At 72.5% G+C, this 25,227-nt stretch carries 21 protein-coding genes; 15 read left to right on the top strand and 6 right to left on the bottom strand.

All coding sequences use genetic code 11. The annotated features are described in order from the left end of the window. Positions 1-822 precede the first annotated feature (822 nt). A complete protein-coding gene (locus ACIQNU_RS38015; protein WP_401375482.1) occupies positions 823-2,028 on the bottom strand; it encodes an Ig-like domain-containing protein in 1,206 nt (401 codons plus the stop codon). Positions 2,029-2,176: 148 nt separating this feature from the next. Then, complete coding sequence (locus ACIQNU_RS38010; RefSeq protein WP_401375479.1) at positions 2,177-2,932, bottom strand: hypothetical protein; 756 nt, start codon at positions 2,930-2,932, stop codon at positions 2,177-2,179. A 103-nt stretch (positions 2,933-3,035) separates the two neighbouring features. Between ACIQNU_RS38010 and ggt the strand changes: the two genes are divergently transcribed. Beyond that, positions 3,036-4,874 (top strand): gamma-glutamyltransferase, encoded by a 1,839-nt coding sequence (ggt, locus tag ACIQNU_RS38005; RefSeq protein WP_401375476.1) that lies wholly within the window; start codon positions 3,036-3,038, stop codon positions 4,872-4,874. 41 nt (positions 4,875-4,915) lie between these two features. On the opposite strand, the gene map is transcribed toward ggt, so the two are convergent. Beyond that, positions 4,916-5,683: a type I methionyl aminopeptidase gene (gene map, locus ACIQNU_RS38000; RefSeq protein WP_401375473.1), complete on the bottom strand. Its 768-nt coding sequence runs from the start codon at positions 5,681-5,683 to the stop codon at positions 4,916-4,918. Positions 5,684-5,715: 32 nt separating this feature from the next. Here map and ACIQNU_RS37995 point away from each other — a divergent pair, with 32 nt between their 5' ends. Next, positions 5,716-5,967 carry a helix-turn-helix domain-containing protein gene (locus tag ACIQNU_RS37995; RefSeq protein WP_401375470.1) on the top strand — a complete coding sequence of 84 codons (252 nt, stop codon included), beginning with the start codon at positions 5,716-5,718 and terminating at the stop codon, positions 5,965-5,967. A gap of 52 nt (positions 5,968-6,019) precedes the next feature. Here ACIQNU_RS37995 and ACIQNU_RS37990 read toward each other — a convergent pair whose 3' ends face one another. Beyond that, on the bottom strand, positions 6,020-6,886 hold the full coding sequence (locus ACIQNU_RS37990; RefSeq protein ID WP_401375469.1) for a hypothetical protein: 867 nt from the start codon (positions 6,884-6,886) through the stop codon (positions 6,020-6,022). Between the two features lie 229 nt (positions 6,887-7,115). On the opposite strand from ACIQNU_RS37990, the gene ACIQNU_RS37985 reads away from it, so the two are divergent. The 6 genes from ACIQNU_RS37985 to ACIQNU_RS37960 all read left to right on the top strand — a co-directional run bounded on the left by ACIQNU_RS37985 (position 7,116) and on the right by ACIQNU_RS37960 (position 15,357). Beyond that, positions 7,116-8,837 carry a hypothetical protein gene (locus tag ACIQNU_RS37985; protein ID WP_401375467.1) on the top strand — a complete coding sequence of 574 codons (1,722 nt, stop codon included), beginning with the start codon at positions 7,116-7,118 and terminating at the stop codon, positions 8,835-8,837. 230 nt (positions 8,838-9,067) lie between these two features. Then, a complete protein-coding gene (locus ACIQNU_RS37980; RefSeq protein ID WP_401375466.1) occupies positions 9,068-9,910 on the top strand; it encodes a nitrilase-related carbon-nitrogen hydrolase in 843 nt (280 codons plus the stop codon). Further along, complete coding sequence (locus ACIQNU_RS37975; protein ID WP_401375464.1) at positions 9,907-11,190, top strand: aspartate aminotransferase family protein; 1,284 nt, start codon at positions 9,907-9,909, stop codon at positions 11,188-11,190. The genes ACIQNU_RS37980 and ACIQNU_RS37975 overlap by 4 nt, the downstream gene beginning before the upstream one ends. Before the next feature lie 39 nt (positions 11,191-11,229). Further along, positions 11,230-12,633 (top strand): dihydropyrimidinase, encoded by a 1,404-nt coding sequence (hydA, locus tag ACIQNU_RS37970; RefSeq protein WP_401375463.1) that lies wholly within the window; start codon positions 11,230-11,232, stop codon positions 12,631-12,633. A gap of 28 nt (positions 12,634-12,661) precedes the next feature. After that, positions 12,662-13,660 (top strand): TIGR03842 family LLM class F420-dependent oxidoreductase, encoded by a 999-nt coding sequence (locus tag ACIQNU_RS37965; RefSeq protein WP_401375461.1) that lies wholly within the window; start codon positions 12,662-12,664, stop codon positions 13,658-13,660. Between the two features lie 155 nt (positions 13,661-13,815). Continuing rightward, entirely contained in the window at positions 13,816-15,357 is a 1,542-nt protein-coding gene (locus ACIQNU_RS37960) for an NCS1 family nucleobase:cation symporter-1 (protein ID WP_401375458.1), read from the top strand. 57 nt (positions 15,358-15,414) lie between these two features. Here the strand turns inward: ACIQNU_RS37960 and ACIQNU_RS37955 are convergent, their stop codons facing one another. Both ACIQNU_RS37955 and ACIQNU_RS37950 read right to left on the bottom strand, forming a co-directional pair. Further along, positions 15,415-16,254 (bottom strand): class I SAM-dependent methyltransferase, encoded by an 840-nt coding sequence (locus tag ACIQNU_RS37955; protein ID WP_401375456.1) that lies wholly within the window; start codon positions 16,252-16,254, stop codon positions 15,415-15,417. Further along, complete coding sequence (locus tag ACIQNU_RS37950; RefSeq protein ID WP_401375453.1) at positions 16,251-17,273, bottom strand: carboxymuconolactone decarboxylase family protein; 1,023 nt, start codon at positions 17,271-17,273, stop codon at positions 16,251-16,253. Before ACIQNU_RS37950 ends, ACIQNU_RS37955 begins: the two co-directional genes overlap by 4 nt. Positions 17,274-17,474: 201 nt before the next feature. Between ACIQNU_RS37950 and ACIQNU_RS37945 the strand changes: the two genes are divergently transcribed. The 7 genes from ACIQNU_RS37945 to ACIQNU_RS37915 all read left to right on the top strand — a co-directional run bounded on the left by ACIQNU_RS37945 (position 17,475) and on the right by ACIQNU_RS37915 (position 25,224). Next, positions 17,475-18,650, top strand: a complete 1,176-nt coding sequence (locus ACIQNU_RS37945) for a sensor histidine kinase (RefSeq protein ID WP_401375452.1) — start codon at positions 17,475-17,477, stop codon at positions 18,648-18,650. Continuing rightward, positions 18,647-19,369 (top strand): response regulator, encoded by a 723-nt coding sequence (locus tag ACIQNU_RS37940; RefSeq protein WP_401375451.1) that lies wholly within the window; start codon positions 18,647-18,649, stop codon positions 19,367-19,369. Before ACIQNU_RS37945 ends, ACIQNU_RS37940 begins: the two co-directional genes overlap by 4 nt. A gap of 39 nt (positions 19,370-19,408) precedes the next feature. Then, positions 19,409-20,071, top strand: a complete 663-nt coding sequence (locus ACIQNU_RS37935) for a DUF4232 domain-containing protein (protein WP_401375449.1) — start codon at positions 19,409-19,411, stop codon at positions 20,069-20,071. A 222-nt stretch (positions 20,072-20,293) separates the two neighbouring features. Then, positions 20,294-20,851: a hypothetical protein gene (locus tag ACIQNU_RS37930; RefSeq protein WP_401375446.1), complete on the top strand. Its 558-nt coding sequence runs from the start codon at positions 20,294-20,296 to the stop codon at positions 20,849-20,851. A gap of 76 nt (positions 20,852-20,927) precedes the next feature. Then, positions 20,928-22,742 carry a gamma-glutamyltransferase family protein gene (locus tag ACIQNU_RS37925; protein WP_401375444.1) on the top strand — a complete coding sequence of 605 codons (1,815 nt, stop codon included), beginning with the start codon at positions 20,928-20,930 and terminating at the stop codon, positions 22,740-22,742. Between the two features lie 122 nt (positions 22,743-22,864). Next, a complete protein-coding gene (locus ACIQNU_RS37920) occupies positions 22,865-23,692 on the top strand; it encodes an inositol monophosphatase family protein (RefSeq protein ID WP_401375442.1) in 828 nt (275 codons plus the stop codon). A gap of 110 nt (positions 23,693-23,802) precedes the next feature. Continuing rightward, positions 23,803-25,224: a phytoene desaturase family protein gene (locus tag ACIQNU_RS37915; protein ID WP_401375441.1), complete on the top strand. Its 1,422-nt coding sequence runs from the start codon at positions 23,803-23,805 to the stop codon at positions 25,222-25,224. The last annotated feature ends 3 nt before the right edge of the window (positions 25,225-25,227 follow it).

Here is a 25,227-nt window from a genome sequence, read left to right as displayed (position 1 = left end):
CGGGGAGAGGGGGCGGGGTGTTCAGGGGGTGGCGGGGGAGGCGAGGAGGTGGCTGGGTTTCAGGGCGTGGAGGGGGAGGCGGCGAGGTGGCTGGGTTTCAGGGCGTGGCGTGGCCTGGTGAAGCTGTGGCGTGGTGGCGGTGGTGGGGTCGCCTGGTGGTGTGGTGGTGTGGCGGCGTGGTGGCGTGGTCGAGGGTGGTGGTGACCGCCGGGTCGGTTGTTCGGGGTGCTCGCCGTCGCGGCGGGAGAAGGTGGTGGGGGTTCAGGGGGAGTGTTCAGCGCCGGCCCTGACGTCCAGCAGTGGCAACCGCCCCGACGGCCACCCCTGAGGGCCAGCCCTGGCAACCGTCCCCGACGGTCGACCCTGACGACCTGCCGTGGCAACTGCCCTTGATGGCCAGCCCTGGCAACGAGCCCTGATGGCCAGCCGTGGGAACCAGCCCTGGCAACCGCCCCCGGCGGCCACTCCTGACGACCTGCTGTGGTAACCGCCCCCGACGACCACCCCTCGCAACCACTCCTGACGACCTGCCCTGGCAACTGCCCCTGACGGCCATCCCTGCCGACCAACTGTGATGGCGAGCCGTGGCAACCGGCCCGGGGCAACCGCCCACCGACGGCCAGTCGTGGCAACTGCCCCCGACGCCCCCCCTCGCAACCACCCCTGACGATCTGCCGTGGCAACCGCCCCCGACGGCCAGCCCTCGCAACCGCCCTTGATGACCCGCCCTGGCACCCCCCGCCAACCGCCCCTCTTCCCTCAGCCCTGGCCCCCTCTTCCACCAGCCCCGGCCCCCTCACCCACTAACCATCCCCCTCCCGCTCACTTCAAAGCGCTCTTGGTCTGCCACTCCGTCCAGGGCATGTTCCATTCGCCATAGCCGTTGCCCGGGGTCGGGGTGCCCTTGGAGCCTGGGCCTGTGATTTCGAAGGGGTCGCCGGGGCGGAGCTGGGCGTAGAGCCAGGCGGCGTTCGTGTCGCTCATCCCTATGCAGCCGGAGCTGCGGTTCGCGATGCCGAAGTGGCCCGCGTTCCAGGGCGCCGCGTGGGCGTACATCCCGGACCACGTGAGCCGCATCGAGTAGTCGACCATCTTGTCGTACGCGTCGCCGAGGCCCACCGTCTCGGAGCGCATGTTGATCGTGCCCTCCTTCGACATCAGCACCGATGTCCCGCCCCACGACGCCTTCTCACCGCCGGGCGTGCCCGCCGACACCGGAATCGAACGGACGACCTGCCCGCCCCGTACCAGACGGAGCTGCTTGGTGCCCAGGTCGACCTTGACGACCTGCGAGGCGCCGACCGTGAACCGGGTGGCGTAGTCCCGTACGAACCAGCCTCCGCCCGTCCCGGAGTCGACGCCGTTCAGCTCGGCGGTCAGCTTCACCTTCGTACCGGCGCGCCAGTACTCCTCGGGGCGCCAGTCGATCCGGTCGCGGCCGTCGTGGTTGGCGATCCAGCCCCAGGAGCCGGTCGTGCCGTTCGACGTGGTGACCTTGAGGCCGCGCTCGACGGCGGCCTTGTTCTTCACGGGGTGGTCGAAGACGATCGACAGCGGCTGGGCGACGCCGACCGTGGTGTCCTTGCCGGGCGCGAGCGTGAGCTTGTTGACCTTGTCGGCGGCGGCCGTCGTGAACGACGCCTTCGCGGTGCCGCCGTCCTCCGCCGTGGCCCGTACCGTGTACGCCGTCCCGGGCGCGGCCACCCGCTCCGACGTCCACGTACGCCCGTCCGCCGACACCTTCCCGGCGAGCCGGCCGCCGTCCGCGTCCGTGACGGCGACCTCCTTCAGGGCGCCGTCGGCCAGCTTCACCGTCACCGGCTTCCCCGCCGCCGCCCCGGTGCCGCGCGGCACCACGGAGATCTTCGGCTTCGGGGCGTCCCCGCCCTTGCCGGAGGTCGGATCGGCCGCGCCGGCCGCCGGGCTGCCCGAGCAGGCGGTGAGCAGCACCGTCAGCCCGGCGACCCCGCCGGCGACCAGATGACGCCCGCGTGGCCGGGTGGAACGTATACGACCGGTGTCGGGCATGGCCGACTTCCGTGTGGTGCTCGGTGTGGTGCTCAAGGGTCGTACCTCCGTGCGAAGTGGAACCGCACGGAGAGAGGGCGGAGCGTCCGGAATGGTTGCCTCTTGGACGGGTTTCGTCGCTCACGTCACAGATCGGAACCGGGTGAGATCATTTGGCCCGGTGCGAGGTCCGGGCCTCCGGCACGGGCGCCGGCGCCTGCGCGGCCCGCGTGACATCCGCGACCAGCTCCACCACGTCCGGCCCGTACGCCTGCGAATTGACGACCTTCAGCAGCAGGACGAAAGAGTTCTGGCCGTGCTTGCGGGCCAGCCGCTCATGGTGGCGGGCCAGATAGCGGGTCGCCGCCTGATTGGTGATGGCGCGCTGCCCGCAGAACAGGAACACCGGTCTGGCCCGCTCGCCCTGCCCCGCCGTGAGCCGCGCGAGGAGCACGTACTCCGTCTTCCCGCCGTCCATGCGGTATCGCTCGCTGCCGATCTGGAAGGCGCCGCGGTCCGGGCCCGGCTCCGGTTCGGTGTTCACCCGGATCCCGGGCAGCAGGCTCGCCATGTGCGCCGCCATCCGCCGGTTGGACGCGGGCCCGCCGACACAGAACTCGGTGCGCTCCCCGAACCCCTGTTGCGCCGCGTCGTGCGCGACGACCTGCGCGTGCGCCCCGCAGTCCTTGATCAGCGCGGAGAGTTCGAGCAGGGCGAAGACATCGTGCCGCATCACGGTCAGCTCGGGGCCGCCCGCCTCCCGGTTCACCACCAGCAGGGACTCGGAGTTGTCGGGCAGCCCGAAGAACGCCTGCTTGCGGCGGAGCTTCCGCTTCCAGAGGTACGTACGGGCGAGCCAGCCCAGCGCGGCACTGATGCCCGCCGCGACCACGCCGAGGACGATGTTGCGCACGTCGTCATTCATGGGCGCGCATGCTAGCGGGCGCACGTACACGGGTTCGAGGGGTGGTGGCGGGCCGGGGGGCGTGAAGTTACGCTGCGCGGACGGCTGTTGACTGGAGGTACGGATGCGTCGCCCCCTCACGCGGAAGCTACGGACGTCACGGAGTCTGCTGGTGCTGGCCGTCGCGGCCACGGTGGTCTCGGTCGGCGCGACCGCGCCACCGGCCGCCGCGTCGAAGGCGCCCCCGGGCGGGCACGGCACCCCCGGCAAGGTTCCGGTCGCGGTCGGCTACGGCGGCGCCGTCGCCAGCGTCGACGCCGACGCGTCGGCCGCGGGCATCGAGATCCTGCGCAAGGGCGGCAACGCGGTCGACGCCGCCGTCGCCACGGCGGCGGCCCTCGGCGTCACCGAGCCGTACTCGGCCGGCGTAGGCGGAGGCGGCTACTTCGTCTACTACGACGCCAAGTCCCGCACCGTACGCACCATCGACGGCCGCGAGACCGCGCCGCTGAGCGCCGACTCCGGTCTGTTCCTGGAGGACGGCAAGCCGATCCCGTTCGACGCGGCGGTCACCAGCGGCCTCGGCGTCGGCACCCCCGGCACCCCCGCCACCTGGCAGAGCGCGCTCGACGCCTGGGGCAGCAAACGCCTCGGCACCCTGCTGGCGCCCGCCGAGCGGCTGGCCCGCGACGGGTTCACGGTCGACGCGACGTTCCGTGCGCAGACCGAGAGCAACCAGGCCCGTTTCAAGGACTTCCCGGCCACCGCGAAACTGTTCCTGCCCGGCGGCGCCCTGCCCGTCGTCGGCTCCACGTTCAAGAACCCCGATCTCGCCCGCACCTACGACGAACTGGGCCGCAAGGGCATCGACACCCTGTACCGGGGCGCCCTCGCCGAGGACATCGTCCGTACGGTCAACAAACCGCCGGTCGACCCCGCGTCGGGACGCGTCGCCCGGCCGGGAGACCTGACCCTGAACGACCTGCGGTCCTACCGCGCCAAGCGGCAGGCGCCCACCGAGACCGGCTACCGGGGGCTCAAGGTCTACTCGATCGCGCCCTCCTCGTCCGGCGGCACGACCGTCGGCGAGGCGCTGAACATCCTGGAGCGCACCGACCTGTCGAAGGCGAGCAAGGCCGCGTATCTGCACCGCTTCATCGAGGCGAGCCGGATCGCCTTCGCCGACCGGGGCCGCTGGGTCGGCGACCCCGCCTTCGAGGACGTCCCCGCGAAGGAACTGCTCTCCCAGCGGTACGCGGACACGCGCGCGTGCCTCATCAAGGACGACGCCGTCCTCACCAGCCCCCTCGCACCCGGCGACCCGAGGCACCCGGTGCCCTGCGCGGCGGGCGACAAGGCGGCCCCGACGACGTACGAGGGCGAGCACACGACCCATCTGACGGTGGCCGACAAATGGGGCAACGTCGTCTCGTACACGCTGACCATCGAGCAGACCGGCGGCAGCGGGATCACCGTGCCGGGGCGGGGTTTCCTGCTCAACAACGAGCTGACCGACTTCTCCTTCGCACCCGCCGACCCGGCCGTGCACGACCCGAACCTGCCGGGGCCCGGCAAACGACCGCGGTCCTCGATCGCGCCGACCATCGTGCTCGACCGGCACGACCGGCCCGTCGTGGCCCTCGGCTCGCCCGGCGGCGCGACCATCATCACCACCGTCCTGCAGACCCTGACCGGCTTCGTGGACCGGGGCCTGCCCCTGGTCGACGCCATCGCGGCGCCGCGCGCGAGCCAGCGCAACCAGACGACGACGGAGCTGGAACCGGGCCTGTGGGACAGCCCGCTGCGCGGCGAACTGGAAGCCATCGGGCACGGGTTCCGGCAGAACCCGGAGATCGGCGCGGCCACCGGCGTCCAGCGGCTCCCGGACGGTCGCTGGCTCGCGGCGGCCGAGACGGTCCGCAGGGGCGGGGGGTCGGCGATGGTCGTGCACCCCGCGCGCTAGGAGCCCCTTTTCGGCACGGACCGGGCCCGTGGACCCCGCCGCTACAGCGCGGTGAGGATCCGCGGTCCCGCGTCCGTGATGGCCACCGTGTGCTCGGCGTGCGCCGCGCGGCTGCCGTCGTTCGTGCGCAGGGTCCAGCCGTCCGGCGCCGCGTGGTAGCCGTCGATGCCGCCGGCGATGACCATCGGCTCGATCGCGAGCGCCATGCCGTGCCGCAGCGGCATGCCGCGCCCCGGCCGCCCCTCGTTCGGCACCCCCGGGTCCTCGTGCATCCGGCGGCCGATGCCGTGCCCGCCGAAGTCCTCCGGGATGCCGTACCCGGCGGCCCGGCACACCGTGCCGATCGCGTGCGCGATGTCGCCGATACGGTTGCCGACGACGGCCGCCGCGATCCCCGCTGCGAGGGCCCGCTCGGCCGTCCCGATCAGCCTCAGGTCCTGCTCGCGCGGGGTGCCGACGGTGAAGCTGATCGCCGAGTCGCCCACCCAGCCGCCGAGTTCGGCGCCGAAGTCGGCCGAGAGCAGATCGCCGTCCCGCAGCCGGTAGTCGGTCGGGATGCCGTGCACGATGGCGTTGTTCACGGACGTGCAGAGCACCGCCGGGAACGGGGTCGGGGCGAACCCCGGGCGATAGCCGAGGAAGGGCGACGAGGCACCGGCGTCCCGCAGCACGCCGTGCGCCACCGCGTCCAGCTCGCGCAGCGAGACACCGATGCCTGCGGCCTCCCGTACCGCCGTGAGAGCCCGCGCCACGACGCGTCCCGCCTCACGCATCGCGTCGATCGAAGTATCCGTCTTGAGTTCCACCATGCCAATTACTATACCGGTATTAGAATGGCGTCATGGTACGGACTCCGTTGACCCAGGAAGAGCGTGAACGCGGCGAGCGGCTCGGCCGGCTGCTGCGCGCCGCGCGTGGCCCGCGCAGCATGGCGGAGGTCGCCGCAGGTGCGGGGATCTCCGCCGAGACGCTGCGCAAGATCGAGACCGGGCGGGCCCCGACCCCGGCCTTCTTCACGGTCGCCGCGCTGGCCGGGGCGCTGGGGCTGTCCCTGGACGACCTGATGGCGAGGTGTTCGCTGCTGCCGGCGTGAGGGTACGCGCGCGGGGGAGCGATTTCCGGGGACGGCGTCCCGCGCGCGTGCCTCACTCCGTGACGATCCCGGGTTCCGCGACGAACCCGCCTTCCGCGAGGAACCCCCGTAGGGACGTCTTCATCGCCGCGACGAACGCCTCGCGCGCGGGCGCGGGGGCCCGGTCCAGCGACAGGTACGGGTTCAGGTCCTCCAGCTCGACCAGGAGCAGCGACCCGTCCGGCGCGCGGCACGCGTCGACGCGCTGGATGCCGTGGTCCAGCGCGTTCCACTCCACGAACCGGCGCGCGAACCCGATGTCGGCGGCCGATGCCTCGTACGGCTCCAGCTCCCAGCGCCGCTCCACGTCGGGCGCGTACAGCGCGTACTGGAAGGCGTCGTCGACGAAGTAGAACGAGATCTCGTGCCGGAACGCGATCCGGGGCTGGACCAGCATGTCGCCGTCCGTCAGCGCGGGCAGCCGGTCCCGCTCGGACACGAACCGCAGGCCCAGCGAGTCCGAGCCCTTCTTCGGCTTCACCACATACGCGTCGGCGAACGGCAGCCGGTCCAGGCCGGCGGCATCGTCCACCGTCGGGATCACCGGGAACCCGGCCGCGTACAAGTCGAGCAGGTACTGCTTTCCGGCCATGTCGGCGCGGCCCGTGAGCGGGTTGTACACGCGGGTGCCCCGGCGCAGTGCTTCCGCGCGGAAGGTGTCGTACTGCTCCTGGTAGTGCAGGACCGGGCCGCTGTTGCGGACCACGACCGCGTCGAAGGCGTCCATCAGCCGTACCGCGTCGACCGGATGGCACAGCGCCACCGTGAACTCCTCGCGCAGCCGCGCCGACAGCGCGATGTCCTCGTCGCCGTAGGGTCGCCCGCGCGCGGGGTACGTGAGGTCGGTGACGTACAGGAGGCGGGCCGGTGCGGCGTTCATGGTGCGTGCTCCTCGACGGCTGCGGACGCGCTCCCGGTGGGGCGTTCGGTGCGCGGCGGACCACTGGTGCGGCCCACAGGAGTATGTTCGGGCACGCCGAACGTCGGGGGACACACAGGATCGGGCGCTATTCTGCGCGCGGTTCGAAAACTCCGCGTAGCCGCGCTGTAACACGACGGGTGTTGGCTACCGGACCGGAGGGCTCCAGTCTCTTGGGGGCGAGCTTCGTATGGCAGTGGATCAACTCCCGGACCGGGTACGGGACTTCGCGACGTACCTGAACGGCTTGCTGGCGCGCCTCGACCAGGGCGTCGGCTGGTGCGGTGTGTTCTGGCAGCGAGATCCCGACGGTATGCGGGCCTGTCTCGACGGCCGGGAGGTGCCGCCCTGGGACGTCGTGGAGGCGCTGCTCCAGGATCTCGCCGCCGGCCACGGGCCGCGCACGGCAGAGACCGAGACGGTACGGGCGCGGGCCCTGCACGCCGCGTCGCTCGCGGCACTCGACGTACGGCCGGGCGCCCTGGAGGCCCTGGGCAACCGGCTCGACGTGATGCTCAGGGAGCAGCGGTACGCGGCCGAGCGGCGCCGTGAACTCGGCCGGCTGCTCGCCGCCGCCCCGTCCGGCGACGAGGCCGAGGCCGTCCGCCAGGATCTGGCCTGGGCCGAGGACGACCACGAACGGGCCACCGCCCGCTGCGGTGAACTCCGCGCGCGGATGGGCGACTTGGAGCGGCGGCGCGCGACACGGGGCGATCCACGCGGCGCGTCACCCACCGGCCGGCCGTACCCGCACCAAGCCCAGCCGCGCCCCCAGCACCCGACGACCGGACAGGCGCAACCCCGGCAAGCCCAGAGCCGACCTCAGCAGGGCCAACCCCCGCAGCCGCACCCCCAACACCCTCACCACCCCCAGCAATTCACTGAACACCCTCACCCCCAGCAGCAGTTCGCCCCCGAGCACCAGTACCCCCACCACCCCTCCGACGACGCCACCGCGGGCGAGCCGTACCAGGGCCAGATCTGGTCCGCGTGGACCCCGGTGCGGCACCCCGCGTCGGCCCCCGCCTGGCCGGAGGGTTTCGCCGCGCCGGACCCGGCCGGGCAGGACGACCGGCCGCCCGAGCCACCCCCCGACCCGCGCCCCGACCGGAAACCGGCACCCGCTCCCGAACCCGACCCCACCCCGACCCCCACCACCCCCGACCCCCCACGCACCGTCCCCAAGCAACGCGGCCGACGCCTGCGCGGCGCCCGCTTCGCCGGACTCGAAACCGACGCCGACGAAGGTGCCGTGGACGAACCACCGGCCGTCCCCGAGCTGCCCGTACCCGCCCCCAAGAGCCGCACCCCGCGCGGCGCCCGGTTCGCCGGGGCCGCCGAGGAGCCGAGCCGTCCCGAGCCCGCGCTCCCGGCGCCGGACGACGAGGCCCGCCGCGCCACCGTCGACGCCGTGCGCGCCCTGGTCCGGCTGCGCGCCGAAGGCCGCAGCGGCGAGGCCCACGCCGTCCTGGTCGAGGCCGCGTACTGGCCCGCCGAACGCTTCCCGCTGCTCGCCATGGAGTTCGGCCGGGCCGGGCTCGCCGCCGACTGGGCGACGCTGCTGTGGGAGGCCGCCTCGCTCCCCGCCGACCGGCTCGTGGCCCTCGCCGACACCCTCACCGCCGCGGGCCGCACCGACGACGGAGCGCTGCTCCTGCGCCAGGGGGTCGCCCGCCCGCCGGACGAGATCGGCACGACCGTACTCGACCTCGCCGCCGCGGGCCGCACCCGTGAGGTCCGCGCCCTGCTCGACGCGTACGTACGGGTCCGTACGCCCGAAGAGGCCGCCCGCAGCGTCCGGAGCGACCCGGAGCGGCTGGTCCCGCTGCTGCTCGCCGCCGCGGCCGGTGTCTCCGACGAGCGCCGCTGGGACCTCGTCCACGCCCTCCGCGTCGCCGGTCACAGCTCCTGACCCGCCCCCCCCGCCGGCTCCCTGACCCGCCCCCGCCGCCGTACGAGCGCCGGACGACCGCCGTACGGCTCAGCAGGGCTTCGTCCCCCACCTGGGTAAGAAACATGATCGACTCAGCGGGTTCACGACGATGGTCTTGCCCCGCTCGGCGGCGGGGCTTACGTTCGTGCCTCTACCGCCCTTGTCTACGGGCGTAGAAGCTCGCTGACGTCCCGTCGAAGGAGCAGCTCATGGCCCATGTCGTACGCGCCGCTCTGGTCCAGGCGACCTGGACCGGCGACACCGAATCCATGATCGACAAACATGAGGAGCACGCGCGCGAGGCCGCCCGCCAGGGAGCGAAGATCATCGGCTTCCAGGAGGTCTTCAACGCGCCGTACTTCTGCCAGGTGCAGGAGCCCGAGCACTACCGCTGGGCGGAGCCGGTGCCGGACGGCCCGACCGTCACCCGGATGAAGGCGCTCGCCGCCGAACTCGGCATGGTGATCGTCGTCCCGGTCTTCGAGGTCGAGCAGGCCGGGTTCTACTTCAACACCGCCGCCGTGATCGACGCCGACGGCACCTACCTCGGCAAGTACCGCAAGCACCACATCCCGCAGGTCAAGGGCTTCTGGGAGAAGTACTACTTCAAGCCCGGCAACCTCGGCTGGCCCGTCTTCGACACGGCCGTCGGACGCGTCGGCGTGTACATCTGCTACGACCGGCACTTCCCCGAGGGCTGGCGGCAACTCGGCCTCAACGGTGCCCAGTTGGTGTACAACCCGTCCGCGACCTCGCGGGGCCTGTCCGCGTACCTGTGGCAGCTTGAGCAGCCCGCGGCGGCCGTCGCCAACGAGTACTTCATCGCCGCGATCAACCGCGTCGGCGTGGAGGAGTACGGCGACAACGACTTCTACGGCACCAGCTACTTCGTCGACCCGCGCGGACAGTTCGTCGGCGACCCGGCGAGCGACAAGGCCGAGGAACTCCTCGTCCGCGACCTCGACTTCGACCTGATCGAAGAGGTCCGCAACCAGTGGGCGTTCTACCGAGACCGGCGCCCCGACGCGTACGAGGGGCTGGTGCAGCCGTGAGCGATCTGTACGCACGCCACCGGGCCGTCCTGCCGGACTGGCTCGCCCTGTACTACGCCGACCCCATCGAGCTGACGCACGGCGAGGGACGCTACGTCTGGGGCGCCGACGGCACCCGCTACCTGGACTTCTTCGGCGGCATCCTCACCACCATGACCGCGCACGCGCTGCCCGAGGTCACCAAGGCGGTCAGTGAGCAGGCCGGCCGGATCATCCACTCGTCCACGCTCTACCTCGACCGGCCGATGATCGACCTGGCCGAGCGGGTCGCGTCCCTGTCCGGCATCCCCGACGCCCGCGTCTTCTTCACCACATCGGGCACCGAGGCCAATGACGCGGCCCTCCTCCTCGCCACCACCTACCGCCGCTCGAACCAGATCCTGGCGATGCGCAACAGCTACCACGGCCGCTCCTTCAGCGCGGTCGGCATCACCGGCAACCGCGGCTGGTCCCCGACGAGCCTGTCCCCGCTCCAGACGCTGTACGTGCACGGCGGCGTCCGCACCCGGGGGCCCTACGCACACCTGTCCGACGCCGAGTTCACCGCCGCCTGCGTCGCCGACCTGGAAGACCTGCTCGGCCAGGTGCGCGGGGGAGTGGCCGCGCTGATCGCCGAACCGATCCAGGGCGTCGGCGGTTTCACGGCCCCGCCCGACGGGCTGTACGCGGCGTTCCGCGAGGTGCTCGACCGGCACGGCATCCTCTGGATCACCGACGAGGTGCAGACCGGCTGGGGCCGCACCGGCGACCACTTCTGGGGCTGGCAGGCGCACGGCGAGAGCGGCCCGCCGGACCTCCTCACCTTCGCCAAGGGCATCGGCAACGGCATGTCCATCGGCGGTGTCGTCGCCCGCGCCGAGGTCATGAACTGCCTCGACGCGAACTCCATCTCCACCTTCGGCGGCTCCCCGGTCACCATGGCCGCCGGGCTCGCCAACCTGACGTACCTCCTGGAGCACGACCTCCAGGGCAACGCCCGCCGCGTCGGCGGCCTGCTCATCGAGCGGCTGCGCGCCGTCGCCGCCCAGATCCCGGGCGTACGGGAAGTGCGCGGCCGTGGCCTGATGATCGGCGTCGAGCTGGTGAAGCCGGGCACCGACGAGGCCGACCCGGACGCCGCGACCGCCGTCCTCGAAGCGGCCCGCGCCGGCGGCCTCCTCATCGGCAAGGGCGGCGGCCACAACACCAGCGTCCTACGGCTCGCCCCGCCCCTGTCCCTCACGGTCGCCGAGGCGGAAGAGGGCGCCGGAATCCTCGAACAGGCCCTGCGCGGACTGTAGTCGCCGCCTGGCTCAGCAACGCACGAGAGGGAGCGCACCATGAGTACCCGCACCCTGGTCCGTGGCGGACTCGTCATCACCGCCGCGGACGAGACGCACGCCGACGTACTGATCGAGGACGGCCGGATCGCCGCGCTCGCCGCGCACGGCACCGCCGTCGCCGACGCCTGGACCGCGGACCGGGTCATCGACGCGACGGACAAGTACGTCATCCCGGGAGGCGTCGACGCCCATACGCACATGGAGCTGCCGTTCGGCGGCACCTTCGCGTCGGACACCTTCGAGACCGGCACCCGGGCCGCCGCCTGGGGCGGCACCACCACCATCGTCGACTTCGCCGTGCAGAGCGTCGGGCACGGGCTGCGCGAGGGCCTGGACGCCTGGTACGCGAAGGCCGACGGTAAATGCGCCATCGACTACGCCTTCCACATGATCCTCTCCGACGTCAACGAGGGCACCCTCAAGGAGATGGACCTGCTCGTGGAGGAGGGCATCACCTCCTTCAAGCTGTTCATGGCCTACCCGGGCGTCTTCTACAGCGACGACGGACAGATCCTGCGCGCGATGCAGCGGTCCTCGTCCAACGGCGGGCTGATCATGATGCACGCCGAGAACGGCATCGCGATCGACGTCCTCGTGGCACAGGCCCTCGCGCGCGGGGAGACCGATCCGCGCTACCACGGCGAGGTACGCAAGGTCGTCCTGGAGGCGGAGGCCACCCACCGGGCGATCCAGCTCGCGCGCGTGGCGGGCGCCCCGCTGTACGTCGTCCATGTGTCGGCGGACGAGGCCGTCGCCGAGATCACCGCCGCCCGCGACAAGGGCCTGCCCGTCTTCGGCGAGACCTGTCCGCAGTACCTGTTCCTGTCCACCGACAACCTCGCCGAGCCCGGCTTCGAGGGCGCCAAGTACGTCTGCTCCACGCCCCTGCGGCCCAAGGAGCACCAGGAAGCCCTCTGGCGCGGGCTGCGCACCAACGACCTCCAGGTCGTCTCCACCGACCACTGCCCGTTCTGCTTCACCGGCCAGAAGGACCTGGGCCGCGGGGACTTCTCCAAGATCCCCAACGGCCTGCCGGGCGTCGAGAACCGTATGGACCTGCTCCACCAGGCCGTCCTCGACGGGCACATCAGCCGCCGCCGCTGGATCGAGATCGCCTGCGCGACCCCGGCCCGCATGTTCGGCCTCTACCCCAAGAAGGGCACCATCGCGCCCGGCGCCGACGCCGACGTCGTCATCTACGACCCGCACGCCGAACAGACCCTCTCCGTGGACACCCAGCACATGAACGTCGACTACTCGGCGTACGAGGGCAGACGGATCACCGGACAGGTCCAGACCGTCCTGTCGCGCGGCGAAGTCGTCGTCGACGGCCGCGAGTTCACCGGGCGCGCGGGCCACGGCCAGTACATCCCGCGCGGCACCTGTCAGTACCTCGACTAGCGTCCCTTTCGCCCTAGGAGCTGCGCTCATGGACTTCGGACTCGTCCTTCAGACGGACCCGCCCGGCTCGGCGGTCGTCGGACTCATGCGGCGCGCCGAACGCAACGGCTTCCGCTACGGCTGGACCTTCGACTCGGCCGTCCTGTGGCAGGAGCCGTTCGTCATCTACAGCCGCGTCCTCGAACACACCGAACGGCTCATCGTGGGCCCGATGGTGACCAACCCGGGCACCCGCACCTGGGAGGTCACCGCCTCCACCTTCGCCACCCTCAACGAGATGTACGGCAACCGCACGGTGTGCGGCATCGGGCGCGGCGACTCCGCCATGCGCGTCGCCGGGCGCAAACCCAACACCCTGGCCCGGCTCGGCGAGGCGATCGACGTCATCCGCGACCTCGCCGAGGGCCGCGAGACGGAGGTCGACGGACAGCCGCTGCGGCTGCCGTGGGTCAAGGACGGCCGGCTGCCGGTGTGGATGGCCGCGTACGGGCCCAAGGCGCTCGCGCTCGCCGGACAGAAGGCGGACGGGTTCATCCTGCAACTCGCCGATCCATACTTGACGGAGTGGATGGTCAAGTCTGTACGGGACGCGGCGGCCGACGCCGGACGTGACCCGTCCGACGTGAAGATCTGTGTCGCCGCGCCCGCCTATGTCGGCGACGACCTCGCGCACGCGCGCGAGCAGTGCCGCTGGTTCGGCGGCATGGTCGGCAACCATGTCGCCGATCTCGTCACCCGCTACGGCGAGCACTCCGGGCTCGTCCCCGAGGCGCTGACCGCGTACATCAAGGCGCGCGAGGGCTACGACTACTCCCACCACGGGCGGACCGGGAACCCCGACACGGCGTTCGTGCCGGACGAGATCGTCGACCGCTTCTGCCTGCTCGGACCGGTCGAGGCGCACATCGAGAAGCTTCGGACGCTGCGCGACATCGGCGTGGACCAGTTCGCCGTGTACGCGATGCACGACGCGCGCGAGACGGTCGTCGACACCTACGGGTCGGAGATCATCCCGCGCTTCCAGTGACCGGGTGCGGGTGCCCCACGCCTCCCCGCACTGGGGCACCCGCACCCCGAAGTACCACCCGCACGCCGGTGACTCACCCGCACCCCGCATCCGCACGGCCCATGTCAGGTCCCTTCCCCGCGCCACCCGTGCGCCATCCGCCGAACGGACTGCCCATGACCGACACCGTCCCCACGGGCCCACCCACCGCGATATCCCAGACCACCGCACCCGACGGCCGCGTCGAACTGGTCCCCGGCGCCTTCCCCGCCGACAGCCGCTTCGCCAACGACGACCTGAAGCCCATCCCGCTCTCCGAACGCCACTGGGGCACCTACAACTTCGCCGCCCTGTGGATCGGCATGGCCCACAACATCCCCTCCTGGACGCTCGCCTCCGGGCTCGTCGCGCTCGGCATGGACTGGAAACAGGCCGTCCTCACCATCGCGGCGGCCAACGTCATCGTCCTGCTGCCGATGCTCCTCACCGGCCACGCCGGACCCAAGTACGGCATCCCCTTCCCGGTGCTGGCCCGCGCCTCGTTCGGGCTGCGCGGCGCCAATCTGCCCGCCCTGGTCCGCGCCGCCGTCGCCTGCGGCTGGTTCGGCATCCAGACCTGGATCGGCGGCCAGGGCATCTACATCCTGCTCAACCAGGTCTTCGGCGGCGCCTGGGCGAAGGCCGGCGAGATCGGCGGCTACCCCTGGACGCTGTGGCTGTGCTTCGTCGTGTTCTGGGCGCTCCAACTCGCCATCATCCACCGGGGTATGGAGACCCTGCGCCGCTTCGAGAACTGGGCGGCGCCCTTCGTCCTCGTCGGCGCCGTGGTGCTCCTGGTGTGGATTTCCGACAAGGCGGGCGGCCTGGGCCCGCTGCTCGACCAGCCGTCGAAACTGGGCTGGGGCGCCGACTTCTGGCCGGTCTTCTTCCCCGCCCTCATGGGCATGATCGGCTTCTGGTCGACGCTGTCCCTGAACATCCCCGACTTCACCCGCTTCGGCAAGGGCCAGCGCGCGCAGGTATGGGGTCAGACACTCGGACTGCCCACCACCATGACGGCGTTCGCGCTGCTCTCCGTGCTCGTCACCTCCGGCTCCCAGGCCGTCTACGACGCGCCGATCTGGGAGCCCGTCGAACTGGCCGCCAAGACGGACAACGTGTTCGGACTGCTCTACGCCCTGGTGACGGTCCTGGTCGCCACGATCTCCGTCAACATCGCGGCGAACGTCGTGTCGCCCGCGTACGACCTGGCGAACCTCGCGCCCAAGGTCATCGACTTCCGCAAGGGCGCGCTCATCACGGGCGTCGTCGGCGTCGTCATCTTCCCCTGGAAGCTCATCGAGACACCCGAGTTCTACATCTTCGTGTGGCTCGGTGTCGTCGGCGGACTCCTCGGCACCGTCGCGGGCATCCTCATCGCCGACTACTGGATCGTCCGCCGCACCGCACTCGACCTCGCCGACCTGTACCGGCCCGGCGGCAGATACTGGTACCGGAGCGGCTGGAACTGGCGGGCCGTGGCCGCCTTCGTTGTCGGCGGGATCCTGGCCGTCGGCGGTTCCCACTCCGACCCCGGCAAGGGCCCCTTCCCGCAGGACGGCCTCATCCCGTTCCTCAAGCCCCTCGCGAACTACGGCTGGGCGGTCGGCCTGACGTCGGCGCTCGTCGTGTACGTGGTCCTGACCCGGCTCGGCGGAGCGGACCGCACCCGGACGTGACCGTACGGCGACGACTCCTGGGGTGGCCCGACCCCCGTACGGGCCACCCCAGCGCTCTCACCGGGGCCGCACCGCCGTCACCAGCCACACCCCCGAGCGCAACCGCACCCCGTCCGGCGTCTCGTACGGACGGAACACGTCCTCCAGCGCCGCTCGTGCCGGGGACGGCACCTCCTGCGCCGACTGCTGGGACAGCAGGAAACCGACCGTGTCGGCGGCGTCCCGGCCCCACACGGTGTCCACGGCCTCCGAGTCCACCGTCACGTCCTCGTAGCCGCCGAGTACGGCGCGGACACGGTCCGGGTCGGACAGGGACGCCATCGCGGTCATCGCCGCCATCCGGTCGGCCGACGGGCCCGCGCCCGCTCCGGTCTCCCGCAGCCGCGCGCCGAACGCGGCCATCACCCGCGACTCCTCGACGTCCGCGCCGTGCGGCAGCGGACAGACGAACACCAGCCGCCCGCCGGGGCGCAGCGCCCGCGCGAGGTTGCGGAAGGCCGCCGCGTGGTCGGCGAAGAACATCACCCCGCCCCGGCTGATCACCACGTCGTACGCCCCCGCGCGGAAGGGGTACGACTGCGCGTCCACGCGCGCGTAGGTGACGTTACGGATCCCCTCGGCCCCGGTGAGGGCGGCGGCCCGCTCCAGTAGGGGCGCCGAGACATCCGCGCCGAGCACGTTCCCGCGAGAGGCGAGCCCGGCCGCGATCCGGGTGGTCGCACCGGCCCCGCAGCCCACGTCCAGCACCTGATCGCCCTCGCCGATGGCGGCGGCACGGAACAGCGGCTCGTTGAGACCGGCGAGCATCCGGTCCATCCGTTCCTGCTGCCCGGCCCACTGGGCCCCGACGGAACCGTTCCACACGCGCGCCTGCGCGTTGGCGTCGATCGCGGTCACGACGCCTCACCCGCCGTGTGCACGCGCGCGGACACGCCGCTCTCCAGCCGGTCGACAGCCACGATCGCGCCGTACGCGATCAGATGCACCAGACAGTGGTCCGTGAACGGCGTCTCAGGGGTGCGCCAGGCCGCGACGTCGTCCTCGGTGATCCGGTACGGGGCCAGCGCGGCGAGGACCGCGAGACGCGCCCCGGGCCGCGACCGGTCCGGCAACGCGTCCCACACCAGGGGCGGATGCCCGCCGTCCCACGCGGCGACCGTCTCGCGTACGAGCGCCTGGTCCGCGTCGTCCAGCAGCCCCGCGCCCAGGAATGCCGCCGTCCGCAGCGCCACGTACGCCGAACCCACCGGCGAGCCCGCCGCCCACGACGGGACGGTCCGCAGGTCGACCGGGGCGTCCAGGAGGGCGAGGCCCGCGCCGGGGACGAGGGTGCGGCGCACGGTGCGGGACACGGAACGCCCCACGACGGTGCGCACGGCGCGGAACCGCTGCGCGTTGCCCGGCAGCACGTTCTCCGTGAGCAGCGCCGACACCATGCGGTTGATGAAGTGGAACGCCAGCGCCGAGCCGTAGTACGCGGGCAGGTACGCCGGGGGGAACGGTGGCGGATCGACCTGCGCGCCGCCCGGGACCCGGGTCTCCTCACCCCACGCCAGCAGCCGCGCGTGCGCCTCGCTACGAGGGGTGTCCCCGCGCGCGAGGGTCTCGGCGAGCGCGTGGTCGCCCGTCGCGTGCAGCAGCATCGTGTGGGCATCCACGCAGAACGGGCACCGGTTCGCCCGGGACACCCCGTACGCCACCAGTTCGCGATCCGTACGCGAGCCGGCGCCCGCGAGCAGCGACTCCCGCATCAACGCCCAGGTGGGGACCAGGATCTCGGGCGCCGACGACAGCACGGTGAAGACGGCCGCGCGCTCGATGCCGAACTCGTCGGCGAGCTGGGAGTAGACCTCGGCGGTCCGGCCGGTGACGGACCGGTGCGGTACGGGGGTGGTGAAACGGAAGGGACTCGCCATGGTGGGCTCCGGGGATTTGGGACGGGCAGGGAACGGTTCCGATCGTGGCCGGGCGGGGGCGCCGCTCGCGTCGTACCGGCGCATGCACTCCGCGCTGCGCCACCGGGGCCGGGGCGCGGCGGTGACTACTGCGCGGGGAGTAGTCCCGGAGCCCTCCCCTGGGGCGACGCCGTTGTCGGTGCGGCCGTCTAGGGTGCGGACATGCGGGATGACCAGGTGCGCGGCCGGAGCGGACGGCTGCGGGAGATCCACCCGGCCGACGGGGTGCTCGCCGTCGTGGCCGGGGCCGTCGTCGTGCTCGCCGCCCTCTTCGGCGACGGCCTCGGGGCGCTCGACGCGGTGCTCGTGGCGGTCGGTTCGGCGGCGCTCGCCGCGTACCGGGTGGCGCCCCGCGCGGTCCTCGCGGCCACCACGGTCTGCCTGCTCGCGTTCGTCCTGCACTCCGACCCGGGTGCCACCGCCGCCGTTCCGGTCGTCGGCGCCGTCCACACGGCCGCCCGCGCGGGCCACCGCGCCGTCGCCGGAAGCGCCGCCGCCGTCTTCCTCGCCGGATTCCTCGTCGCCGCCGCGACGGTCGACGGCGCGGACACCGGAAGCGCCGTACGGCAGACCCTGCTGCTCACCGGATGGTTCCTGTGCGCCGTCGTCACGGGCCTCGCCGACCGCAACTGGCAGGCGTACCTCCGGCAGACCGAACAGCGCGCCCTGGAGGCCGAGCGCACCCGCGAGGAGGCCGCGCTGCGCCGCGCCGGCGAGGAACGGCTGCGGATCGCCCGCGAGTTGCACGACTCGCTGACCCACAGCATCTCGATCGTCAAGCTCCAGGCGGGCGTCGCCGTCCATCTCGCCCGCAAGCGCGGCGACGACGTACCGCCCGCGCTGCTCGCCATCCAGGAGGCGAGCGGCGAGGCCATGCGCGAACTGCGCGCCACCCTCGGCGTCCTGCGTACCGACGAGCCCACCGGGACGCCCGCCCTGCTGGTCGAGCGGGCCCGGTCGGCGGGGATCGCCGTGGAGCTGAAGGTGACGGGCCGTGAGCGACCGCTGTCCCGCGCGGTAGACGGCGCCGTCTACCGGATCGTCCAGGAAGCCCTCACCAACGTCGCCCGGCACGCGGGCCCCGCCGAGGTGACGGTCACCCTCGACTACGGCGAGCGGGAGGTGACGGTCCGCGTCGAGGACGACGGCGCCGCCGACCGGGCGAGCCCACCGGAGCCCGGAACCGGCCTCACCGGCATGCGGGAACGCGTCGCCGCGCTCGGCGGCACCCTGCGGGCCGCGCCCCGCCCCGACGGCGGATTCGCGGTACGCGCCGAACTGCCCCTGCACGCGGGCGCCCTGGACGCGGGCGCCCTGGCCGAGGCGGAGGCGACATGAGCGACATCGCGCGCGGTGACGGCCGTGAGGGCCGTGCCGGTCGTGCCGTCAGGGTCGCCTTGGTGGACGACCAGGCGCTGATGCGGGCCGGGTTCCGGGCCCTCCTGGAGGCCGAGGACGGCATCGAGGTCGTCGGCGAGGCCGCCGACGGGCAGCGGGGTCTCGACCTGATCCGCGAGCAGGTGCCCGACGTGGCCCTGATCGACGTACAGATGCCGGTCATGACCGGGATCGAGACGACCCGCCGGATCGCGGACGACCCGCTCCTCGCGGACGTACGCGTGGTGATCCTCACCAACTACGGCCTCGACGAGTACGTCTTCGACGCCCTGCGCGCGGGGGCCAGCGGCTTCCTGCTCAAGGACACCGAACCCGCCGACCTGCTCCAGGCCATCGACGTCGTCGCGCGCGGGGACGCGCTGCTGTCGCCCTCGGTGACGCGGCGCCTGATCGGCGCGTTCGTGGCCCGGCCGCCGGACCGGGCCACGGCGCCCGGCCTGGAGTGCCTCACACGCCGGGAGCGCGAGGTCACCGCGCTCGCCGCGCGCGGGCTCACCAACGAGGAGATCGCCGCGCACATGGTCATCAGCCCGTTCACGGCCAAGACGCATGTGAGCCGCGCGATGACGAAGCTCGGCGCCCGCGACCGGGCCCAACTGGTCGTGTTCGCCTACGAGTCGGGCCTGGTGGGGGCGCGAAGCAATCACGACACCGTCTAGGCGCGCGGGGGACCGCGTCCGTCATGTCATGATCAGGCCGTGAGCGTGATACGAACCCGGCCGGTGCTCCGGTCGGCACTGGGGGCGCTGGCCGCCGTGGTCCTGCTGGCCGGGACCACGGCCGCCTGCGGCCTGGGCGCGGAGATCGACCGTGAACGCAACCCCGAGCGGCGCCCGACCCCGACCCCCACGCCACCGTCTCCCTCTCCGCCCCCGATGCCCGCGCCGACCGCCGGGCTCGAACTGCCGCCCACACCGGAGGCCCCCAGCCCCACCGGCTGCCCCGCATCCGGCGTGCGCCTGACGTCCGAACCCGTCCAAGGGGCCATGGGCCTGCGCATGATGACGCTCACCCTGACGAACTGCGGCAGCAAGCCCTACACCCTCGACGGCTACCCGTCCCTCACCGTCCTCGACGAGAGCGAAGAGCCGATGACGGGCGTCCAGGCCGTCCAGGGCACCGAAGCGGTCACCGCGGGCGACTCGGCGCGCCCCGCCCGCCTGACCCTGCGCACGGGCGAGTCGGCGATCAGCAACCTGGCGTGGCGGATGAACTCCGAATGGACGCCCTACCTGCGGGTCGTCCCCCGCCCCGGCGACGCCCCCGTCACCGTCCACATCCCCGACCGCCTCGACATCGGACCCGAGAACAGGCTCGGCATGTCGGCGTGGCACCAGTACGAAGACCGATCCACCTCGTGAGGAGCCCGCCGCCGACGTCGAAGCGGCTCGGGCCGCAGCAACGTTGTGTGGCCGTTCCACGGTCACCGCACTCATGAAAGACTCGCCCGCGTCCACGACCCACCTGATCAACCGCGTCACTTACGCGACGCCGTGCAACTGACGAGTCGACAAGGAGCGCCGCGAACCATGCCTACCTCTGGCCAGCCGCTACGCCGCCTTACCCGTGCGCTCCCTGCCCTGGTGCTCACCTTCGGCCTGGCGGCGTGCTCCGCGCAGAGTTCCGGCACGGGGACGCAGTCAGCCGGAGAGTCGACCAGCAGCAAAGCGTCGAAGGCGCCGCCCCAACCGGTATCCACACCTCCTTCGCCGTCGGCGGACAGCGCCGAGGAAGAGGCGCTGTCGGCCGAGGCGAGCAAGCGAGCCGCCAGTGCTCCGAGCGGGGATCCGGTCACGCCCCCTGAGTTCTCGGGAGTTCCTTCAGGACAAGAGGACTTCGGGCCGGCCATCCTCAAGGACGGTGACGTGACCGTGTACCGACCCACACGGCACGGAGAATCCCTCACGATCCCTGTAAAAGTCACCAACACGGGGAGCCGCAGGGCCTTTTACGATGTCGCCATCCGCGTCACCGGGCCCGATGGCTTCAGCGCCACGATCCGCCTCAAGGAAGACGTGGTCGGCCTGTATCCCGGAACATCGTGGCCCACTGAGCAAGTCGTCCAGGACCCTGGACATCCTGCTCCCGAGCATCCTCAGGTCGAGTTCGAGAAGAACTCCAAGAGGGAGCGGCAGAGTTGAGGGAATTCTCCCCAGGACCGGTCCTGAGCGCCCACCGGTTTGGCCGATACGCGGAAACATCGAGGTGAGAGGCCGCATGTTCACGACCCGCCCCACCCTCCAGGGCACCTTCGGCATGGTGTCGTCCACCCACTGGATCGCCTCGCAGTCCGCGATGGCCGTCCTGGAGGACGGCGGCAACGCCTTTGACGCTGCGGTCGCCGCGGGATTCGTCCTGCACGTCGTGGAGCCCCATCTCAACGGCCCGGCCGGCGAGGTTCCGATCATCCTCGCCCCGGCGGAAGGCCCCGTACGCGTCCTGTGCGGCCAGGGCGTCGCCCCGGCGGGCGCCACCGTCGCCCACTACCGCGGCCTCGGGCTCTCCCTCGTCCCCGGCACCGGCCCCCTCGCCGCCGCGGTGCCCGGCGCCTTCGACGCCTGGATGCTGCTCCTGCGCGACCACGGCACCAAGACACTCGCCGACGTCCTCGCGTACGCGATCGGGTACGCCGACGACGGCCACGCGCCCGTGGAGCGCGTCGGCGAGACCGTCGAGAGCGTGCGGGAGCTGTTCGAGACCGAGTGGACCTCGTCGGCCGATGTGTACCTGCCGGACGGCAAGGCCCCCCGGCCCGGGGAACTGTTCCGCAACCCGGCGCTCGCCGCGACCTGGCGCAGGCTCGTCGCCGAGGCGACCCGGACCGGCGGCGCCGACCGGGTCGCCCAGATCGACGCGGCCCGGACCATCTGGAGCGAGGGCTTCATCGCCGAGGCCGTGGTCCGCCAGTCCGCGCGCCCCACCCGGGACACCAGCGGCACCCGCCACACCGGAACCCTCACCGCCCAGGACCTCGCCGGCTGGCGTGCGACGTACGAGGACCCGGCCACGTACGACTGGAACGGCTGGACGCTCTGCAAGGCGGGCCCCTGGAGCCAGGGACCCGCCTTCCTCCAGCAACTCGCCCTGCTGCCCGACGAGTTGCCCGCCCACGGCTCCGCCGACTACGTCCACCTGCTCGTCGAGGGCTGCAAACTCGCGATGGCCGACCGTGAGGCCTGGTACGGGGACGCGGCCGACGTGCCGCTCACCGATCTGCTGTCCGACGCGTACAACGCCGGGCGCCGCGCCCTCGTCGGCGAGCGGGCCTCGCACGACCTGCGCCCCGGCAGCCCCGGCGGGCGCGCCCCGAGACTGTCCTCGTACGCGCATGCCGTCGTCACCGGCGAGACGGAGAGCGAGTTCGAGTTCGACGCGCTCGGGGTCCCCGCGGGCGCGGGGGAGCCGACCGTGGCGTCCGACGGCGCGACCCGCGGCGACACCTGCCACCTGGACGTCGTCGACCGCTGGGGCAACATGGTCGCCGCGACCCCCAGCGGCGGCTGGCTCCAGTCGAACCCGGTCGTGCCCGAACTCGGGTTCCCGCTCGGCACCCGCCTCCAGATGACCTGGCTGGACGAGGGCCTGCCGAACTCCCTGACCCCCGGCCGGCGCCCCCGCACCACGCTGACGCCGTCCCTCGCGCTGCGCGACGGGGTGCCCGTGCTGGCGTTCGGCACCCCCGGCGGCGACCAGCAGGACCAGTGGCAGGTCCACTTCTTCCTCGCCGTCGCCGTGCGCGCACCCGTCCGCGGCGGCCTCGACCTCCAGGGCGCCGTCGACGCCCCGAACTGGCACAACGACAGCTTCCCCGGCTCGTTCTACCCGCGCGGTATGCGCCCCGGCAGCGTCACCGTCGAATCCCGGACACCCCCGGAGGTCGTCGCCGAGCTGCGCCGCCGAGGGCATCTCGTGACCGTCGGGGACGCCTGGTCCGAGGGACGACTGTGCGCGGTCGCCCGCGATCCGCGGACCGGCGTCCTGTCGGCGGCGGCCAATCCGCGCGGGATGCAGGGGTACGCCGTCGGACGGTGAGCGCCGCGTCACGCGGCGTTCGGCCGGGTGATCCGGTCGGCGTCGCGTTCAATTCGCCTCGTTTCCACCCCACGTACACCACCCGGGTACGGATTGTCAGACACGCGTGCTTCGATGGACACATGATCGAAGACTTTCTCGCCCATGGCCTGACCGAAGTGGAGGAGGCGGTACGCAAGGCCGCCGCCGCCGAGGTCATGCCCCGTTTCCGGCAGCTCGCCGCCCACGAGATCGTCGAGAAGAACGGCCCGCACGACCTGGTGACCGTCGCCGACCGTCTCGCCGAGGAGCACCTCACCGCCTCGCTCACCGCGCTGCTCCCCGGCTCCGTCGTCGTCGGCGAGGAGGCCGTGCACGCGGACCCGGCGACCACCGACGCGCTGAGCGGCGACGCCCCCGTGTGGATAGTCGACCCGGTCGACGGCACCCGCCAGTTCGTGCACGGCGACCCCGGCTTCGGCATGCTCGTCGCGCTCGCGGTCCAGGGCCAGGTGCACGCCTCGTGGACATACGCCCCGGCGCTCGACGAGATGGCCGTGGCGGTACGCGGAGAGGGCGCCGTGCTCAACGGCCGGGCGCTCACCGCTGGCGCCCCCGCGCCCGGCGCCGCACTCGAAGTGGCCACGTCCCACCCGGACTTCACCACGCCCGACCAGAAGCGCGCCCTGCTCGGACTGCGCACCGAGGGTGTCCTGCCGCGCCCCTGCGGTTCGGCCGGTCTGGAGTATCTCGCCATAGCCAAGGGCGAGTTGGACGCCGTCGCGTTCTCCTGGGAGAACTCCTGGGACCACGCCGCCGGTCTGCTTCTCGTCAGCGAGGCGGGTGGTACGCATGCGACGCTGGACGGCACGCCCTTCCGCATCGAAGGAGGCAACGCGCTGCCGTTCACGGCGGGGCGCGACCGTGCGACGGTGGCGCGGGTCCTGGAGCTGCTGCGCGCCGGGCGGTGACCTCACGCCCGGGTCGCGGACCTGGTTTCCGGACGGCCACCCCGCCCGGGGCCCGAGCGGCGCGGCATATCCTGGGCCCACTGGCCATCGGCTGACAAAGGAGTCCGAAGGTGCCGTCGATGCTCGATGCGGTCGTCGTGGGTGCGGGACCGAACGGACTGACCGCTGCCGTCGAACTGGCCCGCAGGGGCTTCTCCGTCGCCGTGTTCGAGGCCAAGGCCACCGTGGGCGGCGGCGCCCGCACCGAAGAACTCACCCTGCCCGGCTTCCGGCACGACCCGTGCTCGGCCGCGCATCCGCTGGGCATCACCTCGCCCGCGTTCCGTGCGATGCCGCTGGAGCGGTACGGCCTGGAGTGGCTGCACGCCGGCCTGCCCATGGCGCACCCCTTCCCCGACGGCACCGCGGCCGTCCTGTCCCGGTCCGTCGGTGAGACGGCCGCCTCGCTCGGACCCCGCGACGCGGGCGCGTACCGCAGACTCGTCGCCCCCTTCACGGGCCGCTGGGACACCCTCGTACACGACTTCATGTCGCTCCCGGGCACCGCGCTGCCCCGGGACCCGGTCACCCTCGCCCGCTTCGGACTCGTCGGCCTGCCGCCGTCGACCTGGCTGACCCGGCGCTTCCGCGACGACCGCGCGAAAGCCCTGTTCGCCGGGCTCGTCGCCCATGTCATCGCCCCGCTCGACGGCTTCGCCACCGGCGCCGTCGGCCTGGTCTTCGCGCTCGCCGCGCACGCCGGCGGCTGGCCCGTCGCCCGGGGCGGCTCGCAGTCCATCTCCGACGCCCTCACCGCGTACCTGAAGGACCTCGGCGGCCTCGTGCACACGGACTACGAGGTGAAGCGGCTCGACGACCTCCCGCCCGCGCGCGCGTACGTCTTCGACACCTCACCGACCGCACTCGCCAGGATCGCCGGCCTCGGGCGGTACTACGAGCGGTACCGGTACGGCGCGAGCGTCTTCAAGGTCGACTACGCCCTGGACGGACCGGTGCCGTGGACCGCCGAGGAACCGCGCCGCGCCGGCACCGTCCAGATCGGCGCGAGCAGCCGCGAGATCGGCACCGCGCTGCGTGCCGCGTCCCGCGAGGGCCGGGCGCCCGAAACACCGTTCCTGATCACCGTCCAGCCCAGCGTCGCCGACCCGTCACGCGCCCCCGAGGGCAAACACGTCTTCTGGGCCTACGGCCATGTCCCCCACGGCTGGGACGGCGACCTCACGGACGCCATCGAGCGGCAGATCGAGCGGTTCGCGCCCGGCTTCCGGGACCGCGTCCTCGCCCGCGCCACCGCGGGCCCGCCCCAACTCGCCGCCCACAACGCCAACTACGTCGGCGGCGACATCGCCTGCGGCGCCGCCGACGGCCTGCAACTCCTCCTCCGGCCCCGCATCACCCTGTCCCCGTACACCACCCCGCACCCGGCGGTCTTCCTCTGCTCGTCCGCCACCCCACCGGGCCCCGGCGTGCACGGCATGTCGGGCCACAACGCGGCCAAAGCGGTCTGGCGACACCTCCGGCAGAACACCTGACCG

The sequence above is a fragment of the Streptomyces sp. NPDC091292 genome (genome assembly GCF_044757265.1).
Classification (GTDB): domain Bacteria; phylum Actinomycetota; class Actinomycetes; order Streptomycetales; family Streptomycetaceae; genus Streptomyces.
Note: the sequence above shows the minus strand (reverse complement) of the source record. Positions and strands in the feature narration are given on the sequence as shown.